The 17,829-nt window shown below is 61.2% G+C and carries 17 protein-coding genes and 1 pseudogene; 13 read left to right on the forward strand and 5 right to left on the reverse strand.

Annotation, left to right across the window (positions count from 1 at the left end; translation table 11 throughout):
• The first annotated feature begins 34 nt into the window (after positions 1 to 34).
• The 13 genes and pseudogenes from hscA to DLM_RS16255 all read left to right on the forward strand — a co-directional run bounded on the left by hscA (position 35) and on the right by DLM_RS16255 (position 11,312).
• Positions 35 to 1,894 carry a Fe-S protein assembly chaperone HscA gene (gene hscA, locus DLM_RS16195; protein WP_089085781.1) on the forward strand — a complete coding sequence of 620 codons (1,860 nt, stop codon included), beginning with the start codon at positions 35 to 37 and terminating at the stop codon, positions 1,892 to 1,894.
• 9 nt (positions 1,895 to 1,903) lie between these two features.
• Positions 1,904 to 2,245 (forward strand): ISC system 2Fe-2S type ferredoxin, encoded by a 342-nt coding sequence (gene fdx, locus DLM_RS16200; RefSeq protein WP_045848186.1) that lies wholly within the window; start codon positions 1,904 to 1,906, stop codon positions 2,243 to 2,245.
• Between the two features lie 61 nt (positions 2,246 to 2,306).
• The gene (gene iscX, locus DLM_RS16205; protein ID WP_089085782.1) at positions 2,307 to 2,501 is read left to right on the forward strand and encodes a Fe-S cluster assembly protein IscX; all 195 of its coding nucleotides are present in this window, start codon (positions 2,307 to 2,309) and stop codon (positions 2,499 to 2,501) included.
• Between the two features lie 233 nt (positions 2,502 to 2,734).
• Positions 2,735 to 3,361: a glutathione S-transferase family protein gene (locus DLM_RS16210; RefSeq protein ID WP_089085783.1), complete on the forward strand. Its 627-nt coding sequence runs from the start codon at positions 2,735 to 2,737 to the stop codon at positions 3,359 to 3,361.
• Between the two features lie 93 nt (positions 3,362 to 3,454).
• Positions 3,455 to 4,072, forward strand: coding sequence for a uridine kinase (gene udk / locus DLM_RS16215; RefSeq protein ID WP_089085784.1), 618 nt, complete (start codon positions 3,455 to 3,457; stop codon positions 4,070 to 4,072).
• A 504-nt stretch (positions 4,073 to 4,576) separates the two neighbouring features.
• Entirely contained in the window at positions 4,577 to 5,851 is a 1,275-nt protein-coding gene (locus DLM_RS16220) for an amino acid deaminase (RefSeq protein WP_089085917.1), read from the forward strand.
• 75 nt (positions 5,852 to 5,926) lie between these two features.
• A complete protein-coding gene (locus tag DLM_RS16225; protein ID WP_089085785.1) occupies positions 5,927 to 7,279 on the forward strand; it encodes a gluconate:H+ symporter in 1,353 nt (450 codons plus the stop codon).
• A 55-nt stretch (positions 7,280 to 7,334) separates the two neighbouring features.
• The gene (locus DLM_RS16230) at positions 7,335 to 8,810 is read left to right on the forward strand and encodes an N-acyl-D-amino-acid deacylase family protein (protein ID WP_089085786.1); all 1,476 of its coding nucleotides are present in this window, start codon (positions 7,335 to 7,337) and stop codon (positions 8,808 to 8,810) included.
• Positions 8,811 to 8,829: 19 nt separating this feature from the next.
• Positions 8,830 to 9,216: a RidA family protein gene (locus DLM_RS16235; RefSeq protein ID WP_197715431.1), complete on the forward strand. Its 387-nt coding sequence runs from the start codon at positions 8,830 to 8,832 to the stop codon at positions 9,214 to 9,216.
• Positions 9,217 to 9,276: 60 nt separating this feature from the next.
• Positions 9,277 to 10,185 (forward strand): sugar kinase, encoded by a 909-nt coding sequence (locus DLM_RS16240; RefSeq protein WP_197715432.1) that lies wholly within the window; start codon positions 9,277 to 9,279, stop codon positions 10,183 to 10,185.
• Positions 10,186 to 10,265: 80 nt separating this feature from the next.
• Complete coding sequence (locus tag DLM_RS16245; protein ID WP_089085787.1) at positions 10,266 to 10,475, forward strand: hypothetical protein; 210 nt, start codon at positions 10,266 to 10,268, stop codon at positions 10,473 to 10,475.
• Between the two features lie 66 nt (positions 10,476 to 10,541).
• Positions 10,542 to 10,928: pseudogene (locus DLM_RS24075) on the forward strand (tlde1 domain-containing protein); the annotation flags it as partial.
• Between the two features lie 3 nt (positions 10,929 to 10,931).
• Positions 10,932 to 11,312, forward strand: a complete 381-nt coding sequence (locus DLM_RS16255; RefSeq protein WP_089085789.1) for a hypothetical protein — start codon at positions 10,932 to 10,934, stop codon at positions 11,310 to 11,312.
• A 270-nt stretch (positions 11,313 to 11,582) separates the two neighbouring features.
• Here DLM_RS16255 and DLM_RS16260 read toward each other — a convergent pair whose 3' ends face one another.
• The 5 genes from DLM_RS16260 to DLM_RS16280 all read right to left on the reverse strand — a co-directional run bounded on the left by DLM_RS16260 (position 11,583) and on the right by DLM_RS16280 (position 17,805).
• Positions 11,583 to 12,476 (reverse strand): ABC transporter substrate-binding protein, encoded by an 894-nt coding sequence (locus DLM_RS16260; RefSeq protein WP_089085790.1) that lies wholly within the window; start codon positions 12,474 to 12,476, stop codon positions 11,583 to 11,585.
• A 205-nt stretch (positions 12,477 to 12,681) separates the two neighbouring features.
• A complete protein-coding gene (locus DLM_RS16265) occupies positions 12,682 to 12,912 on the reverse strand; it encodes a formate dehydrogenase subunit delta (RefSeq protein ID WP_089085791.1) in 231 nt (76 codons plus the stop codon).
• On the reverse strand, positions 12,909 to 15,779 hold the full coding sequence (gene fdhF / locus DLM_RS16270; RefSeq protein WP_089085792.1) for a formate dehydrogenase subunit alpha: 2,871 nt from the start codon (positions 15,777 to 15,779) through the stop codon (positions 12,909 to 12,911). Before fdhF ends, DLM_RS16265 begins: the two co-directional genes overlap by 4 nt.
• Complete coding sequence (locus DLM_RS16275) at positions 15,776 to 17,335, reverse strand: NADH-ubiquinone oxidoreductase-F iron-sulfur binding region domain-containing protein (RefSeq protein WP_089085793.1); 1,560 nt, start codon at positions 17,333 to 17,335, stop codon at positions 15,776 to 15,778. Before DLM_RS16275 ends, fdhF begins: the two co-directional genes overlap by 4 nt.
• Positions 17,329 to 17,805: a formate dehydrogenase subunit gamma gene (locus DLM_RS16280; RefSeq protein WP_089085794.1), complete on the reverse strand. Its 477-nt coding sequence runs from the start codon at positions 17,803 to 17,805 to the stop codon at positions 17,329 to 17,331. Before DLM_RS16280 ends, DLM_RS16275 begins: the two co-directional genes overlap by 7 nt.
• Positions 17,806 to 17,829: the final 24 nt, after the last annotated feature.

Consider the following 17,829-nt stretch of genomic DNA (forward strand, 5'->3'; position numbering starts at 1 on the left):
TTACCGCTCACGCGACAACAATAAAGATTCCGTCATGGCTCTACTACAAATCGCCGAACCCGGCCTGTCCGCCGCCCCACACCAGCACCGTCTGGCTGTCGGGATAGACCTTGGCACCACCAACTCGCTGGTGGCCACGGTAAGGAGTGGTTCTGCCATCGTGCTGGCCGATGAATTCGGCCGCAGCCTGCTGCCTTCCGTGGTGCGCTACCAGGAAGATGGCAGCACCACGGTGGGCCACGATGCCCAGCGCCAGCAGAACCATGACCCGCACAATACCATCACCTCGGTAAAACGCTTCATGGGCCGCGGCCTGTCCGACATCAAGGACGCCGGCAGCCTGCCCTACCGTTTTGTCGACGCCCCCGGCATGGTGCAACTGCATACCGCTGCCGGGGTGAAAAGCCCGGTTGAAGTGTCGGCCGACATCCTGCGCGCCCTCGCCCAGCGTGCCGAAGCCAGCCTGGGTGGCGAGTTGACCGGCGCGGTGATTACCGTTCCGGCCTATTTTGACGACGCCCAGCGCCAGGCCACCAAGGACGCCGCTCGTCTGGCCGGCCTGACCGTACTGCGCCTGTTGAACGAACCCACGGCCGCCGCCATTGCCTACGGCCTGGATAACGGTGCCGAAGGCACATATGTGGTGTACGACCTGGGCGGTGGTACGTTCGACATTTCCATCCTCAAGCTCACCCGTGGCGTGTTTGAAGTGCTGGCCACCAGCGGCGATTCCGCGCTGGGCGGCGACGACTTCGACCACCGCGTGTACTGCTGGATTCTGGAACAGGCCGACCTGCACGGCCTGTCGGCCCAGGACACCCGTCTGCTGCTGACCCGCGCCCGCGAAGCCAAGGAAGCACTGACCGAGCACAGCGACACCCGCATCACCGCACTGCTGTCCGATGGTCATGCCATCGACCTGACGCTGGATCAGGACACCTTCCGCCGCATCACCAAAACGCTGGTGGACAAAACCCTGCTGCCGGTACGCAAGGCCCTGCGCGATGCCGACATCAGCGCCGAGGACGTCAAGGGCGTGGTGATGGTGGGCGGAGCCACCCGCATGCCGCATATCCAGAAAGCCGTGGCTGATTTCTTTGGTCAGCCGCCGCTGACCAATCTGGACCCGGACAAGGTGGTGGCACTGGGTGCAGCCATCCAGGCCAATGTGCTGGCCGGTAACAAGGGCGAGGACGAATGGCTGCTGCTGGATGTGATTCCGCTGTCGCTGGGCATTGAAACCATGGGCGGCCTGACCGAAAAGATCATCCCGCGCAACAGCACCATCCCGGTGGCGCGGGCGCAGGAATTCACCACTTTCAAGGATGGCCAGACCGCCATGTCCATCCACGTGCTGCAAGGTGAGCGCGAACTGGTGGCCGACTGTCGCAGCCTGGCGCAATTCGTGCTGCGCGGCATTCCACCCATGGTGGCCGGTGCCGCCCGCATCCGCATCACCTTCCAGGTGGATGCCGACGGCCTGCTGGCGGTATCTGCCCGCGAAATGACCAGCGGCGTGGAAGCCAGCATCGAAGTCAAACCGTCCTACGGCCTGTCCGACGACGCCATCAGCCAGATGCTGAGCGACTCGCTGGCCCATGTGCAGGACGATATCGAGGCCCGCAAGCTGCGCGAGGCCATTGTCGATGCCGACAGCCTGCGCGATGCCACCCTCACCGCCTTGCAGATTGACGGCGACCTGCTGTCCGCCGACGAAACCGCCGCCATCCGCCTGGTGCTGGAAGAACTGCAAACCGCCGTTGCCAGCCAGACCACGCTGGCGGTCAACCAGGCCACCCACCGCCTGAACAAGGCCACCGAAGACTTTGCCGCCCGCCGCATGGACCGCAACATCCAGCGCGCACTCAAGGGCCAGAACATTGCCGAGCTATAAGGACAACCCATGCCACGCCTGATTGTGCTGCCCCACGCCGACCTCTGCCCCGAGGGTGCGGTGATCGACGACGCCGAAACCGGCAAGAACATCTGTGAAGTACTGCTGGAACACGACATCGAAATCGAACACGCCTGCGAGCTGTCCTGTGCCTGCACCACCTGCCACTGCATCGTGCGTGAAGGTTTCGATTCGCTGAACGAAGCGGACGAACTGGAAGAAGACATGCTGGACAAGGCCTGGGGCCTGGAAGCCCAGTCCCGCTTGTCCTGCCAGGCCGTGATTGGCGAGGAAGACCTGGTGGTGGAGATTCCACGCTACACCATCAACCACGCCCGCGAACACCATTAAGACTTCATCATCCGCCCGTTTACCGGGCCGGATGCAGTAGCCCAGCACGCAGGAGAACAGGATGAAATGGACCGACGTTAACGACATCGCCATCGAACTGGTGGAAGCCCACCCCGATGTCGACCCCAAGACCGTGCGCTTTGTCGACCTGCACAACTGGGTGGTCGCCTTGCCCGACTTCGACGACGACCACAGCCGTGGCGGCGAGCGTGTGCTGGAAGCCATCCAGCAAGCCTGGATCGACGAAGCAGAATAAGCGCTGCTCAGCAACCCTGCGGCGTAGCGCCTTGCACTAGCGGCACTACGCTATTTTGTGAGCCGCGCCAAGCAGCGCCGATAGCGCAAAGCCCGGCCATGCCGGGCTTCTTCATTGCCCCACGCGACTCCCCACTCCCCACCACGCTGGCTGCCTATGACAGCCTGCTATAAGATGGTTCATCCCCCTACCCTGCCGCCATGTCCTGGTGGTGCCGTCATGGAGTCTGAACCATGTTTACCCTGATCATCGGCAACAAGAATCTGTCATCCTGGTCGCTGCGTCCCTGGCTGGTACTGAAAATGCTGGGCGAACCTTTCGAAGAAAAACACATCGACCTCACCGCCAGCGACAGCAAGGCCCGCATCCTGGCCTGTAACCCGGCCGGCAAGGTTCCGCTGCTGCTCGACCAGCAACTGCGCATCAGCGACAGCCTGGCCATCTGCGAATACCTGGCCGACTGTTTCCCAGCCGCCGGGCTGTGGCCGGACGACATCGCCAGCCGCGCCATGGCCCGCTCTGCCGTGGCCGAAATGCACAGTGGCTTTCAGGCGCTGCGTAGTGAATTGCCGATGAATATCCGTGCCGACCATGCCGGCTTTGTCCCCAGCGCTGCCGCGCAAGCGGACATCGACCGCATCACCAGCCTGTGGGATAGCCTGCGTCAGCAAAACCAGCATAACGGCCCCTTCCTGTTTGGCCACTTCACCATTGCCGATGCCTTCTTTGCACCGGTAGTGTGGCGCTTTGTCAGCTACCACGTAGCACTGGACGGCCATACCGCCGACTATGTCAGACACATGCAGCAACTGCCAGCCATGCAGGAATGGCATGCTGCAGCCAGGGCGGAAGCACAATAGGCCGCAAATGCCGCATTTTTGATGGAACAACGCGCCATAACTCATTAGAATGGCGCGTTTTTTCATGCCATCGCGCAGCAAGAGGTTCACAGCATGACTACCCCGTTCATCATTGGTGTTGCCGGCGGCAGCGGTAGCGGCAAGACCACGGTCACTGCCAAAGTACTGGAAACCGTTGGCAACGGCATGGCGGCCGTCATCGTGCAGGACTACTACTATCGCGATCAGGCCCACCTGACCTTCGAACAGCGCCTCACCACCAATTACGATCACCCGCATGCCTTCGACTGGCCATTGCTGATCGAACACATTGAAGAGCTGCTGGCCGGACGCGCCATCGACATGCCGGTATATGACTTCACCCATCACACCCGCGCCGCTGAAACCATCACGGTGAAACCGGCACCGGTCATCGTCATCGAAGGCCTGTTTCCGCTGTACGATGCCGCACTGCGCGACATGATGTCGCTGAAGATCTTTGTGGACACCGACCCCGACGTGCGTTTCATCCGTCGCCTGCAACGCGATATCCGCGAGCGCGGCCGCACTGTGGACCATGTGATCGAACACTATCTGGCCACCGTGCGCCCCATGCACAACCAGTTCATCGAACCCACCAAGCGTTTTGCCGACGTGATTCTGCCGCACGGTGCCAATGATCCGGCGGTGGACATCATCACCACCAAGGTGGCCAGCCTGATCAACAGTTAACAGCCGCTGGCGAAAATCCTGCTGCTGCGTTGCGCCACCTGCCCCACTCTTAAGTGCTAAGCCGCCATGGCTGAGCGGCAACGCCAGCAGGGCTGTCATCGCCAATGGTGACAGCCACCGCCCACGGCATGCGGCAATGCAACACCCCCTCCCGTCCAGCCGTCACCGCCCCGCCCTGCTGCTGCCCACACCTTGCATCTCGCTGCGCCACGCCACCATTCCATCCTGAAAAAAGACCCGTTTTTTCAAGGACTCAGCACGCCATGGCATAGCCACTGCATGGATAAGCAGTAGTTTCACCTGTCGGGAAGGGCTAGAAGGTACATCCTTTTGGCCAGATGCCAGTCCCGCCCGCTTACTGGAAAGTCTCTCCTCCTGCCGTGCGCAATCATGCAGCACCCGGTACCAACCCACAGCGAGCCGTACGCTGGCCAGTTCGCCAGTACCACCCTGAGCAAAGCCTCACTCGCTGTGTTTTTTCAAAGCAATGGCGAGGAGAACCCCATGGCAGCGCATCCACTGCTGGAAAAACCGCTCAACACAGCTACCAAGGGCCTGGGCAGCAGTCCTGCCGGCTGCACCCTGCAGGACGTTGCCAGCCTGGACTGGAACATCCTGCGCGAAGAAGTCAGCCTGCCCGTCGCCGTGCTGCGCCAAAGCCGCATCCAGCACAATCTGCAATGGATGCAAGACTTCATGCAGCGCTACGGGGTGCAACTGGCACCGCATGGCAAAACCACCATGAGTCCGGCGCTGTTTCACCTGCAACTGCAACATGGTGCCTGGGGCATCACGCTGGCGACTGTCCCGCAAGTGCATGCGGCCTTTCTGCACGGTATCCGCCGCTTCCTGCTGGCCAATCAACTGGTGGGCAAGGCCAATATGGCCATCATCGCCCGCCTGCAACAGGCCGACCCCGACTTCAGCTTCTGCTGCATTGTCGACTCTGTCGCCAATGTTGAGGCACTGGGCCAGTTCTTTGCCCAGCACGGGCAAAGCGTGCGTGTTCTGCTGGAGTACGGGGTGGAAGGCGGTCGTACCGGCTTGCGCTCCCCCCAGCAGGAACAGGAAGTACTGGCCGCCATTGCCCGCTGGCCGCAATCGCTCAGCCTGATCGGGGTGGAAGTGTATGAAGGCGTACTGCAACAGGAAGAAGATATCCGTGCCTTCCTGCGCAGCGTGGTGGCCCGCACGCGCGAACACGCCGCGCGGGGACTGTTCCGCGAAGAAAAAATCCTGCTCAGCGGTGCCGGCTCTGCCTGGTATGACGTGGTAGCGGACGAATTCTCCGGCCTGGAACTGGCACAGCCGCTTGAAGTGCTGCTGCGCCCCGGCTGCTATCTCACCCACGATGTCGGCATTTATCTGCATGCCGAACAGCGCATTCAAAGCAATAACCCGGTGGCACGCGACATGGGCCGCAGCCTGCAGCCGGCGCTGCAGTTGTGGGCTTATGTGCAATCCATCCCGGAAAGTGGCCGCGCCATCATCGCGCTGGGTAAGCGCGATGCCGCTTTTGACGCCGGGCTGCCACAGGTGTCGCTGCATTTCCGCCCTGACAGCGGCGGCACACCGCAGCCTGCTCCGGCTGACTGGATCGTCAGCAGCATGATGGACCAGCACGCCTTCATGCGCATTCCGGCCGATGCCGACCTGCAAGTGGGCGACATGCTGGCTTTTGAGATTTCACACCCCTGCCTCACCTTTGACAAATGGCGTCAGCTGCTGCTGGTGGACGATGCCCTCAATGTCACCGGTGCGGTGGAAACCCTGTTTTAGACCAGAAGCACCACCAAGACCGCCCTCGCAACGTACGGGGGCGGCACCTCCCCCCCGATTATCAGGAGAATCCACATGACCCCAGTTCTGGGCAGCCAGTTGCTGCTGTATGCCGCCATCGCCATCATCGCGCTGGTGGTACTGATCGCCCGTTACCGTATTAACCCCTTCATCGTGCTGACGGTGGTCTCCATCGGCCTGGCCCTGGCCGCGCAGATGCCGGCCAAGGACATCATGGCCGCCTATGAAACCGGGGTGGGCAAAACACTGGGCCATATCGCGCTGGTGGTGGCACTGGGCACCATGCTGGGCAAGATGATGGCTGAATCCGGCGGTGCCGAACGCATTGCCCTGACGCTGATCGATAAATTCGGCGAAAAGAACGCCCACTGGGCCATGGTATGCATCGCCTTTGTCTGCGGCCTGCCACTGTTCTTCGAAGTGGGCTTCGTGCTGCTGATTCCGATTGCCTTTACCGTGGCCAAGCGCGCCGGGGTATCCATGCTGCTGGTGGGCCTGCCCATGGTGGCCGGCCTGTCGGTGGTGCATGGCCTGGTACCGCCGCACCCCGCTGCCATGCTGGCGGTGGGCGAGTATGGCGCACAGGTGGGCAAGACCGTGTTCTACGCCATTCTTGTCGGCGTACCGACCGCCATCATTGCCGGCCCTTTGTTTGCCAAATTCATTGCACCACGCATCCATCTGCCGGCAGAAAACCCCATTGCGCTGCAGTTTACCGAACGCAAGGCCAGCCCGCGTGAATTGCCGGGTTTTGGCACCACCATCCTCACCATTTTGCTGCCGGTGTTCCTGATGCTGCTGGGCGGCTGGGCCAACGCCCTGACGGACAAGGGCAGCATCATGAACAACCTATTGCTGTTCATCGGCAACTCGGTGATTGCCCTCCTGATTGCCACGCTGGTGAGCTTCTGGACGCTGGGTCTGGCGCGCGGTTTCACCCGCGATGACATTCTGAAATTCACCAATGAATGCCTGGCCCCGACCGCGGCCATCACCCTGCTGGTAGGCGCTGGCGGCGGCCTTAACCGCATCCTGATTGAAACCGGTGTCACCAAGGAAATCATCGCCCTGTCGGCGGAATTCCAGCTCTCCCCCTTGCTGCTGGGCTGGTTGCTGGCGGTACTGATGCGGGTGGCCACCGGCTCGGCCACCGTGGCCATGACCACCGCCGCCGGGATTGTCGCGCCCATTGCCTTGGCCAGCGGCTATCCGCACCCGGAACTGCTGGTACTGGCCACCGGTGCCGGCTCGCTGATCCTGTCCCACGTCAATGACGGTGGTTTCTGGCTGGTGAAGGAGTATTTCAACATGACCGTGGTGCAAACCCTGAAAACCTGGACCGTGCTGGAAACCCTGATTTCCGTCGTCGCCTTTGTCCTGACCCTGGGGCTGGCACAGCTTCTTTGACCCAAACCACTCGGCGCTCCCGGCTTAGCTGCCGGGAGCCTTCCGGAGAATCCGCATGCAACATCTGGATACCCTGATTCGCCAGGTCAAACTGGTCGATGGCAGCGGCGCTGCTGCCACCGTGGCTGATGTCGGCATCCGCCAGCAACGCATTGCCTTTATCGGAGACGCCGGCCAGGCCAAGGCCGATCATGTGATCGATGGCCAGGGGTTGACCCTGGCGCCCGGTTTCATCGACGTCCACACCCATGATGACACCATGGTGATCCGCCAGCCGCAGATGCTGCCCAAACTCAGCCAGGGCGTGACCACCGTGATTGTCGGCAACTGTGGCATCAGTGCCTCGCCTGTCAGCCTGCAAGGCGAACCGCCAGACCCGATGAACCTGCTGGGCCCGCGCGACGCTTTTTGCTACCCGCGCTTTGCCGACTACCGAGCCGCCGTGGAGCGGGCCGAACCCGCTGTCAATGTAGCGGCACTGGTGGGCCACACCGCCTTGCGCAGCAATCATCTGGATAGGCTGGACCGCACGGCCAGCACAGCAGAAATCAACGCCATGCGGGCACAACTGGCCGACAGCCTGCAACACGGGGCACTGGGGCTGAGTACCGGCCTTGCCTATGCATCGGCCTTCAGTGCCGACAGCAATGAGGTAGAACAACTGGCCGCCGAACTGAACCAATATGGCGGCATCTACACCACGCATTTGCGCAGCGAATTCGAGCCGGTGCTCGAAGCCATGGACGAAGCATGGCGCGTGGGCCGTCACGCCAACAGCCCGGTCATCGTGTCGCACCTGAAATGCGCCGGCAAAGGCAACTGGGGACGCAGCCCGCAACTGCTGGCCTCGCTGGAACAAGCCGCCCGCCAGCAGATGGTAGGCTGCGACTGCTACCCTTACTCGGCCAGCTCCTCCACGCTGGACCTGAAACAGGTCACCAGCGATTTCGAGATTTTCATCACCTGGTCCACCCCGCACCCGGACATGGCCGGCCAAACCCTGCAGGCGATTGCCGAACAATGGCAGCTCCCCTTGCTGGATGCCGCCCGCAAGCTGCAACCGGCAGGCGCGGTGTATCACGGCATGGACCCGGCAGACGTCGAGCGCATTCTCAGCCACCCGCTCACCATGGTGGGCTCGGACGGTCTGCCGGAAGACCCGCTGCCCCACCCCAGGCTATGGGGCGCGTTTCCGCGTGTGCTGGGCCACTACTGCCGCGAGCGCAAGCTGTTCAGCCTGGAAACCGCCATTCACAAGATGACCGGCCTGTCGGCCAGCCGCTTTGCGCTGGACGAGCGCGGCCTGGTCCGCCTTGGCTACTGGGCCGATCTGGTGTTGTTTGATGCCGCCACCATTCACGATACCGCCAGCTTCGAAGCGCCGGTGCAACAGGCGGCAGGCATTGTCGCCGTCTGGGTGAATGGCACGCTCAGTTGGCAACACGCGGCCGCCACCGGAGCCCGCGCCGGACGTTTCTTGCCGCGCACCCGCGATATCCGCACCACCTTCCCTAGTACCCCCTCACAGTAAAAATGCAAGGAAACCCATCATGAGCGATCTGAAACGTTATGGCATTGCCGGTGGCACCGGTGGCCAGACCATGCCCTTTGCCCGCGCGGTACAAGCCGCCGACGGCTGGCTGTATGTCTCCGGTCAGACCCCAATGGTCAACGGCGAAGTAATTGAAGGTGGCATCGTCACCCAATCGCACCAATGTATCCAGAACGTCTTGGCCATACTCCGGGAAGCCGGTTACGGCCCGGAACATGTGGTGCGCTGTGGCGTGTGGCTGGATGATACCCGCGACTTTGCCTCGTTCAACCGGGTATTCCTGCAGTATTTTGGCGAACATCCGCCCGCCCGCGCCTGCGTGCAGTCCAGCATGGTGATCGACTGCAAGGTGGAAGTAGACTGTATCGCCTACAAAAAGCCTTGACCCATCCGGCCGCTGTCCTCGGACAACGGCCACGCATCCCGTCACAGGAAAGACAGCAACATGCATATTGCCTGCCTTGGTGAAGGCATGATCGAACTGAGCGGTCAGCCGCTACAGCGCCGTTTTGGCGGCGACACCCTGAACACCGCCATCTATCTGGCCCGCGTTCTGGCCGGCAGCCCGCATCAGGTACGCTATCTGACCGGCATGGGGCAGGACAGCCTCAGCCGCCAGCTATTGTCCGACTGGCAAGCCGAAGGCGTGGATGTCAGCCATATCGTCATCCAGCCGGGCAAGCTGCCCGGCCTGTATATGGTGGAAACCGATGCCCGCGGTGAGCGCAGCTTCCTGTACTGGCGCAATGACAGTGCCGCGCGCCATTACTTTGCCTCCGGCATCGACTTTGCCAGCCTGCTGCACACCGCGCAGTTACAGGCGATTTACCTGTCCGGCATTTCACTGGCCCTGTTCAACGAGCAGGAACGCCAACGCCTGCTGGCTGCCCTGCGCGACTTTGCCCGTGATGGCGGCAAAATCTGGTTCGACAACAACTTCCGCCCCTCGCTGTGGAGCGCGGCACAGGCGCGGGCCGGTCACGAAGCCATATTGGCGCTGGCCGATATCGCCCTGCTGACACTGGACGATGAACAAGCGCTATACGGAGCAGAAACCGCCGAGGCTGTCGCCGAACGCACGCTGGCACTGGGTTGCAAGGAAGTGGTGATCAAGCGCGGCGGCGAACCCTGCCTGCTGGCCAGCGCCGAACTGCGGGCCGAGGTACTGGCCACGGCCGTGCCACAAGTGGTGGACACCACCGCCGCTGGTGATTCCTTTGCCGCAGGCTATCTGGCCAGCCGGGTATTGGGCTATCCGCCCGCCCAGGCCGCAGCCTTCGCCCATCGCCTGTCAGCCGCGGTGATTGCCCACAGCGGAGCCATCATCCCACGCGACGCCATGCCGCAGCGCTGATTGAATCACATCCAACACCGGCCACTTGCCGGTGTTTTGCTTTTGATAGATCACGCATGGCATGCATCAGGAGGCTGTCGATGGACGTGTATCGCTTGCGTAATGATCATTACTTTATGAGAACACTGCGCGAGCAGGCCCGGCATGCTCTGCATGGTGATACTTACCGTTTCACCGATCAGGAACTGTTTGACCTGATGAAGGTGGAAGAACATTTCAGGGAATGGCAGCGCAGGCAAGCCAGCTTGTTGTTCGATGGTGAAACCCTGTTTTGGCAAGAAGCCGGCTAGGAAAGAAAATGGACCGCTTATTCTGGTCGTGAAGGCTATTGGTCGCCGAAGTTTCAAAACCTAAGGGATAAAGGACCGATTCCTGAAGGCAGCTATCTGCTTAAACAGAGTGAGTTTTATACCTGGGAAGGAACAGACTCATTTAGTCTCCTGATCTGTTTTACTGGATGGCTCGACTGGAAACTGGGGAAATGGCCTAGCTGTAGAACAGCATGGGGTACGCAACGAATAGCATTGATTCCTCAAAAACATACCAATGTCCATGGCCGTCATGGCTTTACCATTCATGGGGGTAAATCTCCGGGATCAGCCGGGTGTGTTGATTTGACCAATAACATGGGCAGTTTTGCAGAGTCTTTCCAGCACTATGGGAAGGATATGCTGCTGGAGGTGCGTTACAAGCACCTACCCGATGGACAAGGCTACCACCGCAGCCGGTTAAAACGGGATTAGACCATGCTAAAAAATGGATATGACATCAAAGCCAGCCTGCTGCATGGGTTAAAACTGCTGTTCAGCCTTTATCTACTTTTCATTATAATGGTGGGCGGGTTAAACAATATATTAAAATCATTCGATCAAGCACCAAAATACCACAGAGTCTTTCTACTCATCGAACAATTTTCTTATCCGATTCGCTATTATATTTCAAACAAATATCCGGAGATAGTTATTTATTATAGCTGGGCAGTATTTGATATCATCGCAGCAGGACTAGCCCTATTAATGCTATGGAAACCAGTTCAAATCAAGAACAAGTGGCTATTATGGTTGCCATTCATTGCCAATACATCAATATTTTTTTACTTTTGCCTGATCATGTATGGCGTGCTGTAGTGGCAACAGATTAACTTACCGGACGACACCTAACATTTTATAGAAGCCACCAAGAAAACAATTCCTATCATCCGCTGGGCGTGCGTTATATCCAGACCGATAGCGCGGTTACGCCCGGCAGGGTGACAGGGCGTGCCACCTTTACCATGAGTTATCAATAAGCGGTGTGGTTTGCTGCCCTTGCCATACCCGGCAATGCCGTACCCAATGTCAAAGAGGCCCTTACGGGCCTCTTTTGGAGGATTGCGAGCGAAGGTGCTGGAAACTGGCTCAGCGCCGCTTCCACCACCAACTGGTATCCGGCTTCACATTGCCGGGCGGCAATTCGGTATTGGCGATCTGCGTGGTTTGCCAGCCATTGGCAGCCAGCAACTGAATGGCTGCGGCATGGTGACGCAGGAATAAGGCCTTGAAGCTGCCATCGCGCTCCGCCAGTTTAAGGCCCTGCAGCACGCGCCTGGCCAATGGCGTGTTTTGCTTGTTGACCCAGAAATAGACGGGAAAGGGGTAATAGATGGCCTTGGTTTTCTCCAGCGTCAGTCCGGGATAGCGCGGCAGTTGTTCCTGCATTTCACTGCCCACCTCGTTCAAGCCGCGCGGGAAGGCATCAAAGCGCCCGGCCGCCAGCATCTCAAACAGGCTTTCATAGCCAATGGCCGCCATTACGTCGTATCCGTTGTTCTTCATGATGGGATAGTCGGCCCACTGGCTGTTAAGGCCCAGCCGGACATCGGCACGGAACTGCTGTGCGTTCATGCGGGCAAAGCGTGCGCTATCTTCCTTGCGCACAAAAAACACCCGATAACCGATGATGCCCTTGAGGATGTCCATGCGCACCGGCTGCAGCAGTTTTTCCCGCTGAGCATTTGGCGCAAAGGCAAGGATGTCCACCTTTTCCGTGCTCAGCAGTTGCTCCGCACGCCACTGCGTAACCTTGTCATTGAGCGGCACCAGATCATAGTGGCGGTGGTCCAGCTTTTCCATATGATCCAGCGCCAGCTTGAGCAAGGCCCAGCGATAGGTGTAAATGCTGCCGCTGGGATAGTAGCGGATCACATTATCCGCTGCCTGGGCGGCTAGGCTGCCCAACAGGCAGATTAGTGCCAGCAGTGCAAAGCATGGGTGTTGGGCAAAGAGCAGCTTGAAAATACGCGATGATGGCATTGTGTCCCGTCCTGTGCTGCCTTAGCTTACGCAGACAATATGAAAGTTCATCGCTGTCTGCATGAGGAGCAGTCTGTCCCCCAGCATACTGCAGCACGCGGGAAGCACAAGTTTGCTAAAGCAGCGGGTCAATGCGGGGAAGCGGGAGAAGGCTAAGCAGCGGCCGGAACGGGATGCGCAGCCTGCTGCCACGCATCCCTTGCCATCAGTGTTGTGCTGCCGGCAATGACAACTTGCGCACGGCCAGGCAGGCCGCCGGGCGCAAGTCTTGCGCTTCGCCCTGCTCCACCGCCTGGGCCAGCCGCTGGCGCATGGCCGGGGCCCAGAAGCGTTGCAGATGGCTGGCGATTTCTGTCGCGGCGTCTTCCTCGCTGCAATCAGCGCTGAAAAAGTCGCTGATCTGATTGGCCATCTTCACCAGCTGTGACGGGTTCATTGCACCTCCTCCCCACGGCCTTGCCGCAGCAGTTCCTGTTGCTGACGGCTGAAATGGCGGTAGCGTTGCTGCCATTCCGACGGCTGGTTGACCTTGATGATTTCCACCGCAGTCACCTTGTATTCCGGACAGTTGGTGGCCCAGTCGGAATTATCCGTGGTGATGACATTGGCCCCGGATTCCGGGAAGTGGAAGGTGGTGTACACCACCCCGGCGGCCACCCGTTCGCTTACCCTGGCGCGCAGCACAGTTTCACCGGCACGGCTGGCCACGCCCACCCAGTCGCCATCGACAATGCCACGGTTTTCAGCATCGGCCGGGTGGATTTCCAGCCGGTCTTCCTCGTGCCAGGCCACGTTGTCGGTGCGGCGGGTTTGCGCGCCGACATTGTACTGGCTAAGGATGCGCCCAGTGGTGAGCAACAGCGGGAAGCGGCCGTTGACGCGCTCTTCGGTCGGCACATAGCGGGTGATCATGAAGCGGCCCTTGCCGCGCACGAATTCGCCGATATGCATGGTGACCGTGCCATCCGGTGCCGCCGCATTGCATGGCCATTGCAGGCTGCCGTGGCGCTCCAGCGCGGCATAGCTTACGCCGTTGAAAGTGGGCGTCAGGCGGGCGATTTCATCCATGATTTCCGACGGATGGCGGTAGTCCATCGCATAACCCAAGGCCTGGGCCAGGGCCACGGTGACTTCCCAGTCGGCCTTGCCGCCCAGCGGGTCCATCACCTTGCGCACGCGCGAGATGCGGCGTTCGGCATTGGTAAAGGTGCCGTCCTTTTCCAGGAAGGAACTGCCCGGCAAGAACACATGGGCAAACTTGGCGGTTTCGTTGAGGAAAATATCCTGCACCACCACGCACTCCATGGCCGACAGCGCGGCGGTGACATGCTGGGTGTTGGGGTCGCTCTGCGCGATGTCCTCGCCCTGGCAGTACAGCGCCTTGAAGCTGCCATCCAGCGCAGCTTCGAACATATTGGGAATGCGCAGGCCGGGTTCGTTATGCAGCGACACGCCCCAGGCCTGTTCAAACTCTGCACGCACCACGTCGTCCGACACATGGCGGTAGCCGGGGAATTCGTGCGGGAAGCTGCCCATGTCGCAGGAGCCTTGCACATTGTTCTGGCCGCGCAGCGGGTTCACCCCCACGCCTTCCCGGCCAATATTGCCGGTGGCCATGGCCAGGTTGGCAATCGCCATCACCGAGGTGCTGCCCTGGCTGTGTTCGGTCACCCCCAGGCCGTAATAGATGGCGGCATTGCCAGCGCTGGCATACAGGCGGGCGGCGGCGCGGATGTCGTCCGCCGCCACGCCGCATACTTCGGCCATCGCCTCCGGCGCGTGTTCCGGCTGGGCGACAAAGTGCCGCCAGTGGCCAAAGGCTGCGCTATCGCAGCGGGCGGCGACAAAGTCCTCGTCCAGCAGCCCTTCGGTGACGATGACATGGGCCAAGGCATTGAGCATGGCCACATTGGTGCCGGGGCGCAGTGCCAGATGATGGGCGGCGCGGGCGTGGATGGCGTCCACCAGGTCGATGCGGCGCGGGTCGATGACAATCAGCTGCGCGCCCTGGCGCAGGCGGCGCTTGAGCTGGGAGGCAAATACCGGGTGGGCATCGCTGGGGTTGGCGCCGATCACCAGCACCACATCGGCCTGCATCACCGAGTCGAAGCTCTGGGTACCGGCAGATTCGCCCAGCGTCTGTTTCAGGCCATAGCCGGTGGGCGAATGGCAGACGCGGGCGCAGGTATCGACATTGTTGTTGCCAAAGGCGGCACGCACCAGCTTTTGCACCAGATAGGTTTCTTCATTGGTGCAGCGGCTGGAGGTGATGCCGCCCACCGCGTCGCGGCCATATTTTTGCTGGATACGGCGGAATTCGCTGGCAGCGTGATTGAGCGCCACTTCCCAGCTGACTTCCTGCCACGGCTCGTCGATGCTGCTGCGTATCATCGGCTTGGTGATGCGGTCCGGGTGGGTGGCATAGCCCCAGGCAAAACGGCCCTTGACGCAGGAGTGGCCATGATTGGCCTGGCCGTTCTTGTCCGGCACCATGCGTACCAGCTGGTTACCCTTGAGTTCGGCACGGAAGGAGCAGCCCACGCCGCAATAGGCGCAGGTGGTGATGACGCTGCGCTCCGGCTGGCCCCACTGGATGACGCTCTTTTCCATCAGCGTGGCAGTGGGGCAGGCCTGCACGCAGGCCCCGCAGGACACACATTCCGAACCGAGAAAATCCGCCCCGCCCGCCGGGCTGACGCGGGAATCGAACCCGCGTCCGGCAATGGTCAGCGCAAAGGTGCCCTGGGTTTCTTCACAGGCGCGCACGCAACGGTTGCACACGATGCACTTGGACGGGTCGTAATCAAAATAAGGATTGGAAACGTCTTTCTTGTCCTGCAGATGGTTGGCCCCGTCCATGCCGTAGCGCACTTCGCGCAGGCCCACCTGCCCGGCCACGGTTTGCAGCTCGCAATTGCCATTGGCACTGCAGGTAAGGCAATCGAGCGGATGGTCGGAGATATACAGCTCCATCACGCCACGGCGCAGCCTCGCCAGCTTGTCGCTCTGGGTGCGCACCACCATGCCGGGCGATACCGGGGTGGTACAGGAAGCCGGATAGCCCCGATGACCATCGATTTCCACCATGCACATGCGGCAGGAGCCAAACGGCTCCAGGCTGTCGGTGGCGCACAGTTTGGGAATGGCGGTGTCCAGCAGCGCCGCCGCGTGCATGACAGAAGTACCCGGCGGCACGCTGATGTTCTGGCCGTCGATGGTAAGGGTGATGCTGGCCTCGCCGGGGCGGGCCGGCGTGCCCATGTCCTTGTTGCAGGATGCACCTGCTCCGCATTGGCAGCTCATCGTGCTTGCTCCTGAGTGTCCAGCCCGAAATCGGCCGGGAAATGACGCATGGCGCTTTGTACCGGGAAGGGGGTCATGCCGCCCAGCGCGCACAAGGAACCGTATTGCATGGTGTCGCACAGATCATCCAGCAGCGCGCGCTGGCGTTGCCGCTCGGCGCTATCCGGTGCAGCCAGCAGCCGCTCAATGACTTCCACCCCGCGGGTGGAGCCGATACGACAGGGCGTGCACTTGCCACAGGACTCCTCGGCGCAGAACTGCATGGCAAAGCGCGCCATCCGCCCCAGGTTCAGGCTGTCATCGCACAGCACTGCGCCACCGTGGCCCAGCATGGCGCCAATGGCGGCCAGTGCTTCATAATCCAGCGGGGTATCAAACTGCGACGGTGGAATCCACGCGCCCAGCGGGCCGCCCAGTTGCACCGCTTTTACCGGTTTGCCGCTGGCAGTGCCACCGCCGTAATCGAACACCAGTTCGCGCAAGGTCAGGCCAAATGCGCGCTCCACCAGCCCGCCACGCCGTACATTGCCCGCCAGCTGGAAAGCCATGGTGCCCAGTGAACGGCCCATGCCGAAATTGCGATACCAGTTGGCCCCGCGTGACAGAATCAGCGGCACCGAGGCCAGCGACAGCACGTTATGTACCAGGGTGGGCTGGCCGAACAGGCCGTGCAAGGCGGGCAGTGGCGGCTTGGCGCGCACCGTGCCACGGCGGCCTTCGACAGACTCCAGCAGCGAGGTTTCCTCGCCGCAGATATAAGCCCCGGCCCCTTCGCGCACTTCGATATCAAATTCATGGCCGCCGTGGGCCACATCCTCACCCAGATAGCCATGGGCGCGGGCAATGTCTATCGCCTGACGCAGCACGGCAATGGCCGGGGCGTATTCGGAGCGCACATAGATATAGCCACGGCTGGCACCTACCGCCAGCCCGGCAATGGTCATGCCTTCAATCAGCAGGAAGGGGTCGCCCTCCATCAGCATGCGGTCGGCAAAGCTGCCGGAATCGCCCTCGTCGGCATTGCATACCACGTATTTCTGTTCGGCCTGCGCCTGACGCACGGTGCGCCATTTGATACCGGCCGGAAAGGCTGCACCACCACGGCCACGCAGGCCGGATTCCAGCACCTCGGCCACGATTTCGTCGTGGCTCAGCCGCGCCGCGTGTTCTAGCCCCTGATAACCGCCGTGAGCCAGATAATGTTCCAGCGACAGCGGGCTGGTAATGCCAGCGCGGGCAAACAGCAGGCGCTGCTGGGTTTTCAGATAGGGCAGCTGTTCCACCAGCCCCACCGACAACAAATGATCGCCATTGGCAGCCAGGTCCACATCCAGCAGGCTGGCCACGTCATCCGGGCTGACTTCACGGTAACCGGCGCGGCCTTGCGGGGTGTCCACCTCCACCAGCGGCTCCAGCCAGAACAGGCCGCGCGAACTGGTGCGCACGATATCGATGTCCAGATTGCGGCGCGCTGCTTCGGCGGCGAAGGCTGCCGCCACGGCATCCGCACCCACGGCGCAGGCTACCGAATCCATCGGGATATACAGGGTCAGCATTTTGCCTCCTTGCTACAGGATGCCAGCAGGGCGCTGAGTTTTTCCGGCGTGACACGCGCATGCAACTGGCCATCCAGCTGCAAGGCCGGGGCACAGGCACAGGCCCCCAGGCAGTACACCGGGCGCAATTCCAGCTGGCCGTCCGCCGTGTGGCCGTGGTCGTCCACCCCCAGTTGTGCGCGCAACTGGGCGGCCAGCGCCTCGGAGCCCATGCTCTGGCAGGCTTCGGCGCGGCACAGGCGCAGGCTGTGCGCGGCAGGCGGGGAGGTACGGAAATCGTGATAGAAGCCGATGACGCCATGCACCTCGGCCTGGCTCTGGTTCATGGCACGGGCAATGGCCGGGATGGCATCGGCCGGAATATGGCCCAGTGCATCCTGTACGGCATGCAGCAGCGGCAGCAGGCCGCCGGGCAGGTCCCGGTATTGCTGCAGCAGTTGCTGGAGTGTCTCTTGTTGTTGTGTGTTCATGCTTGCGGTCCTGCGCGTGAGCCC

Source organism: Aquitalea magnusonii, assembly GCF_002217795.2.
In the GTDB taxonomy this organism is placed as follows: Bacteria; Pseudomonadota; Gammaproteobacteria; order Burkholderiales; family Chromobacteriaceae; genus Aquitalea; species Aquitalea magnusonii_B.

Excerpts from the sequence above, each read along its gene's own strand:
- DLM_RS16255 (WP_089085789.1), top strand. The coding sequence starts at position 10,932 with ATGCTAAAAAATGGATATGACATCAAAGCCAGCCTGCTGCATGGGTTA.
- DLM_RS16275 (WP_089085793.1), bottom strand. The coding sequence starts at position 17,335 with ATGCTGACCCTGTATATCCCGATGGATTCGGTAGCCTGCGCCGTGGGT.
- iscX (WP_089085782.1), top strand. The coding sequence starts at position 2,307 with ATGAAATGGACCGACGTTAACGACATCGCCATCGAACTGGTGGAAGCC.
- DLM_RS16230 (WP_089085786.1), top strand. The coding sequence starts at position 7,335 with ATGCAACATCTGGATACCCTGATTCGCCAGGTCAAACTGGTCGATGGC.
- DLM_RS16265 (WP_089085791.1), bottom strand. The coding sequence starts at position 12,912 with ATGAACCCGTCACAGCTGGTGAAGATGGCCAATCAGATCAGCGACTTT.
- DLM_RS16225 (WP_089085785.1), top strand. The coding sequence starts at position 5,927 with ATGACCCCAGTTCTGGGCAGCCAGTTGCTGCTGTATGCCGCCATCGCC.
- DLM_RS16260 (WP_089085790.1), bottom strand. The coding sequence starts at position 12,476 with ATGCCATCATCGCGTATTTTCAAGCTGCTCTTTGCCCAACACCCATGC.
- fdx (WP_045848186.1), top strand. The coding sequence starts at position 1,904 with ATGCCACGCCTGATTGTGCTGCCCCACGCCGACCTCTGCCCCGAGGGT.
- udk (WP_089085784.1), top strand. The coding sequence starts at position 3,455 with ATGACTACCCCGTTCATCATTGGTGTTGCCGGCGGCAGCGGTAGCGGC.
- DLM_RS16240 (WP_197715432.1), top strand. The coding sequence starts at position 9,277 with ATGCATATTGCCTGCCTTGGTGAAGGCATGATCGAACTGAGCGGTCAG.
- DLM_RS16280 (WP_089085794.1), bottom strand. The coding sequence starts at position 17,805 with ATGAACACACAACAACAAGAGACACTCCAGCAACTGCTGCAGCAATAC.
- DLM_RS16235 (WP_197715431.1), top strand. The coding sequence starts at position 8,830 with ATGAGCGATCTGAAACGTTATGGCATTGCCGGTGGCACCGGTGGCCAG.
- fdhF (WP_089085792.1), bottom strand. The coding sequence starts at position 15,779 with ATGAGCTGCCAATGCGGAGCAGGTGCATCCTGCAACAAGGACATGGGC.
- DLM_RS16220 (WP_089085917.1), top strand. The coding sequence starts at position 4,577 with ATGGCAGCGCATCCACTGCTGGAAAAACCGCTCAACACAGCTACCAAG.
- hscA (WP_089085781.1), top strand. The coding sequence starts at position 35 with ATGGCTCTACTACAAATCGCCGAACCCGGCCTGTCCGCCGCCCCACAC.
- DLM_RS16245 (WP_089085787.1), top strand. The coding sequence starts at position 10,266 with ATGGACGTGTATCGCTTGCGTAATGATCATTACTTTATGAGAACACTG.
- DLM_RS16210 (WP_089085783.1), top strand. The coding sequence starts at position 2,735 with ATGTTTACCCTGATCATCGGCAACAAGAATCTGTCATCCTGGTCGCTG.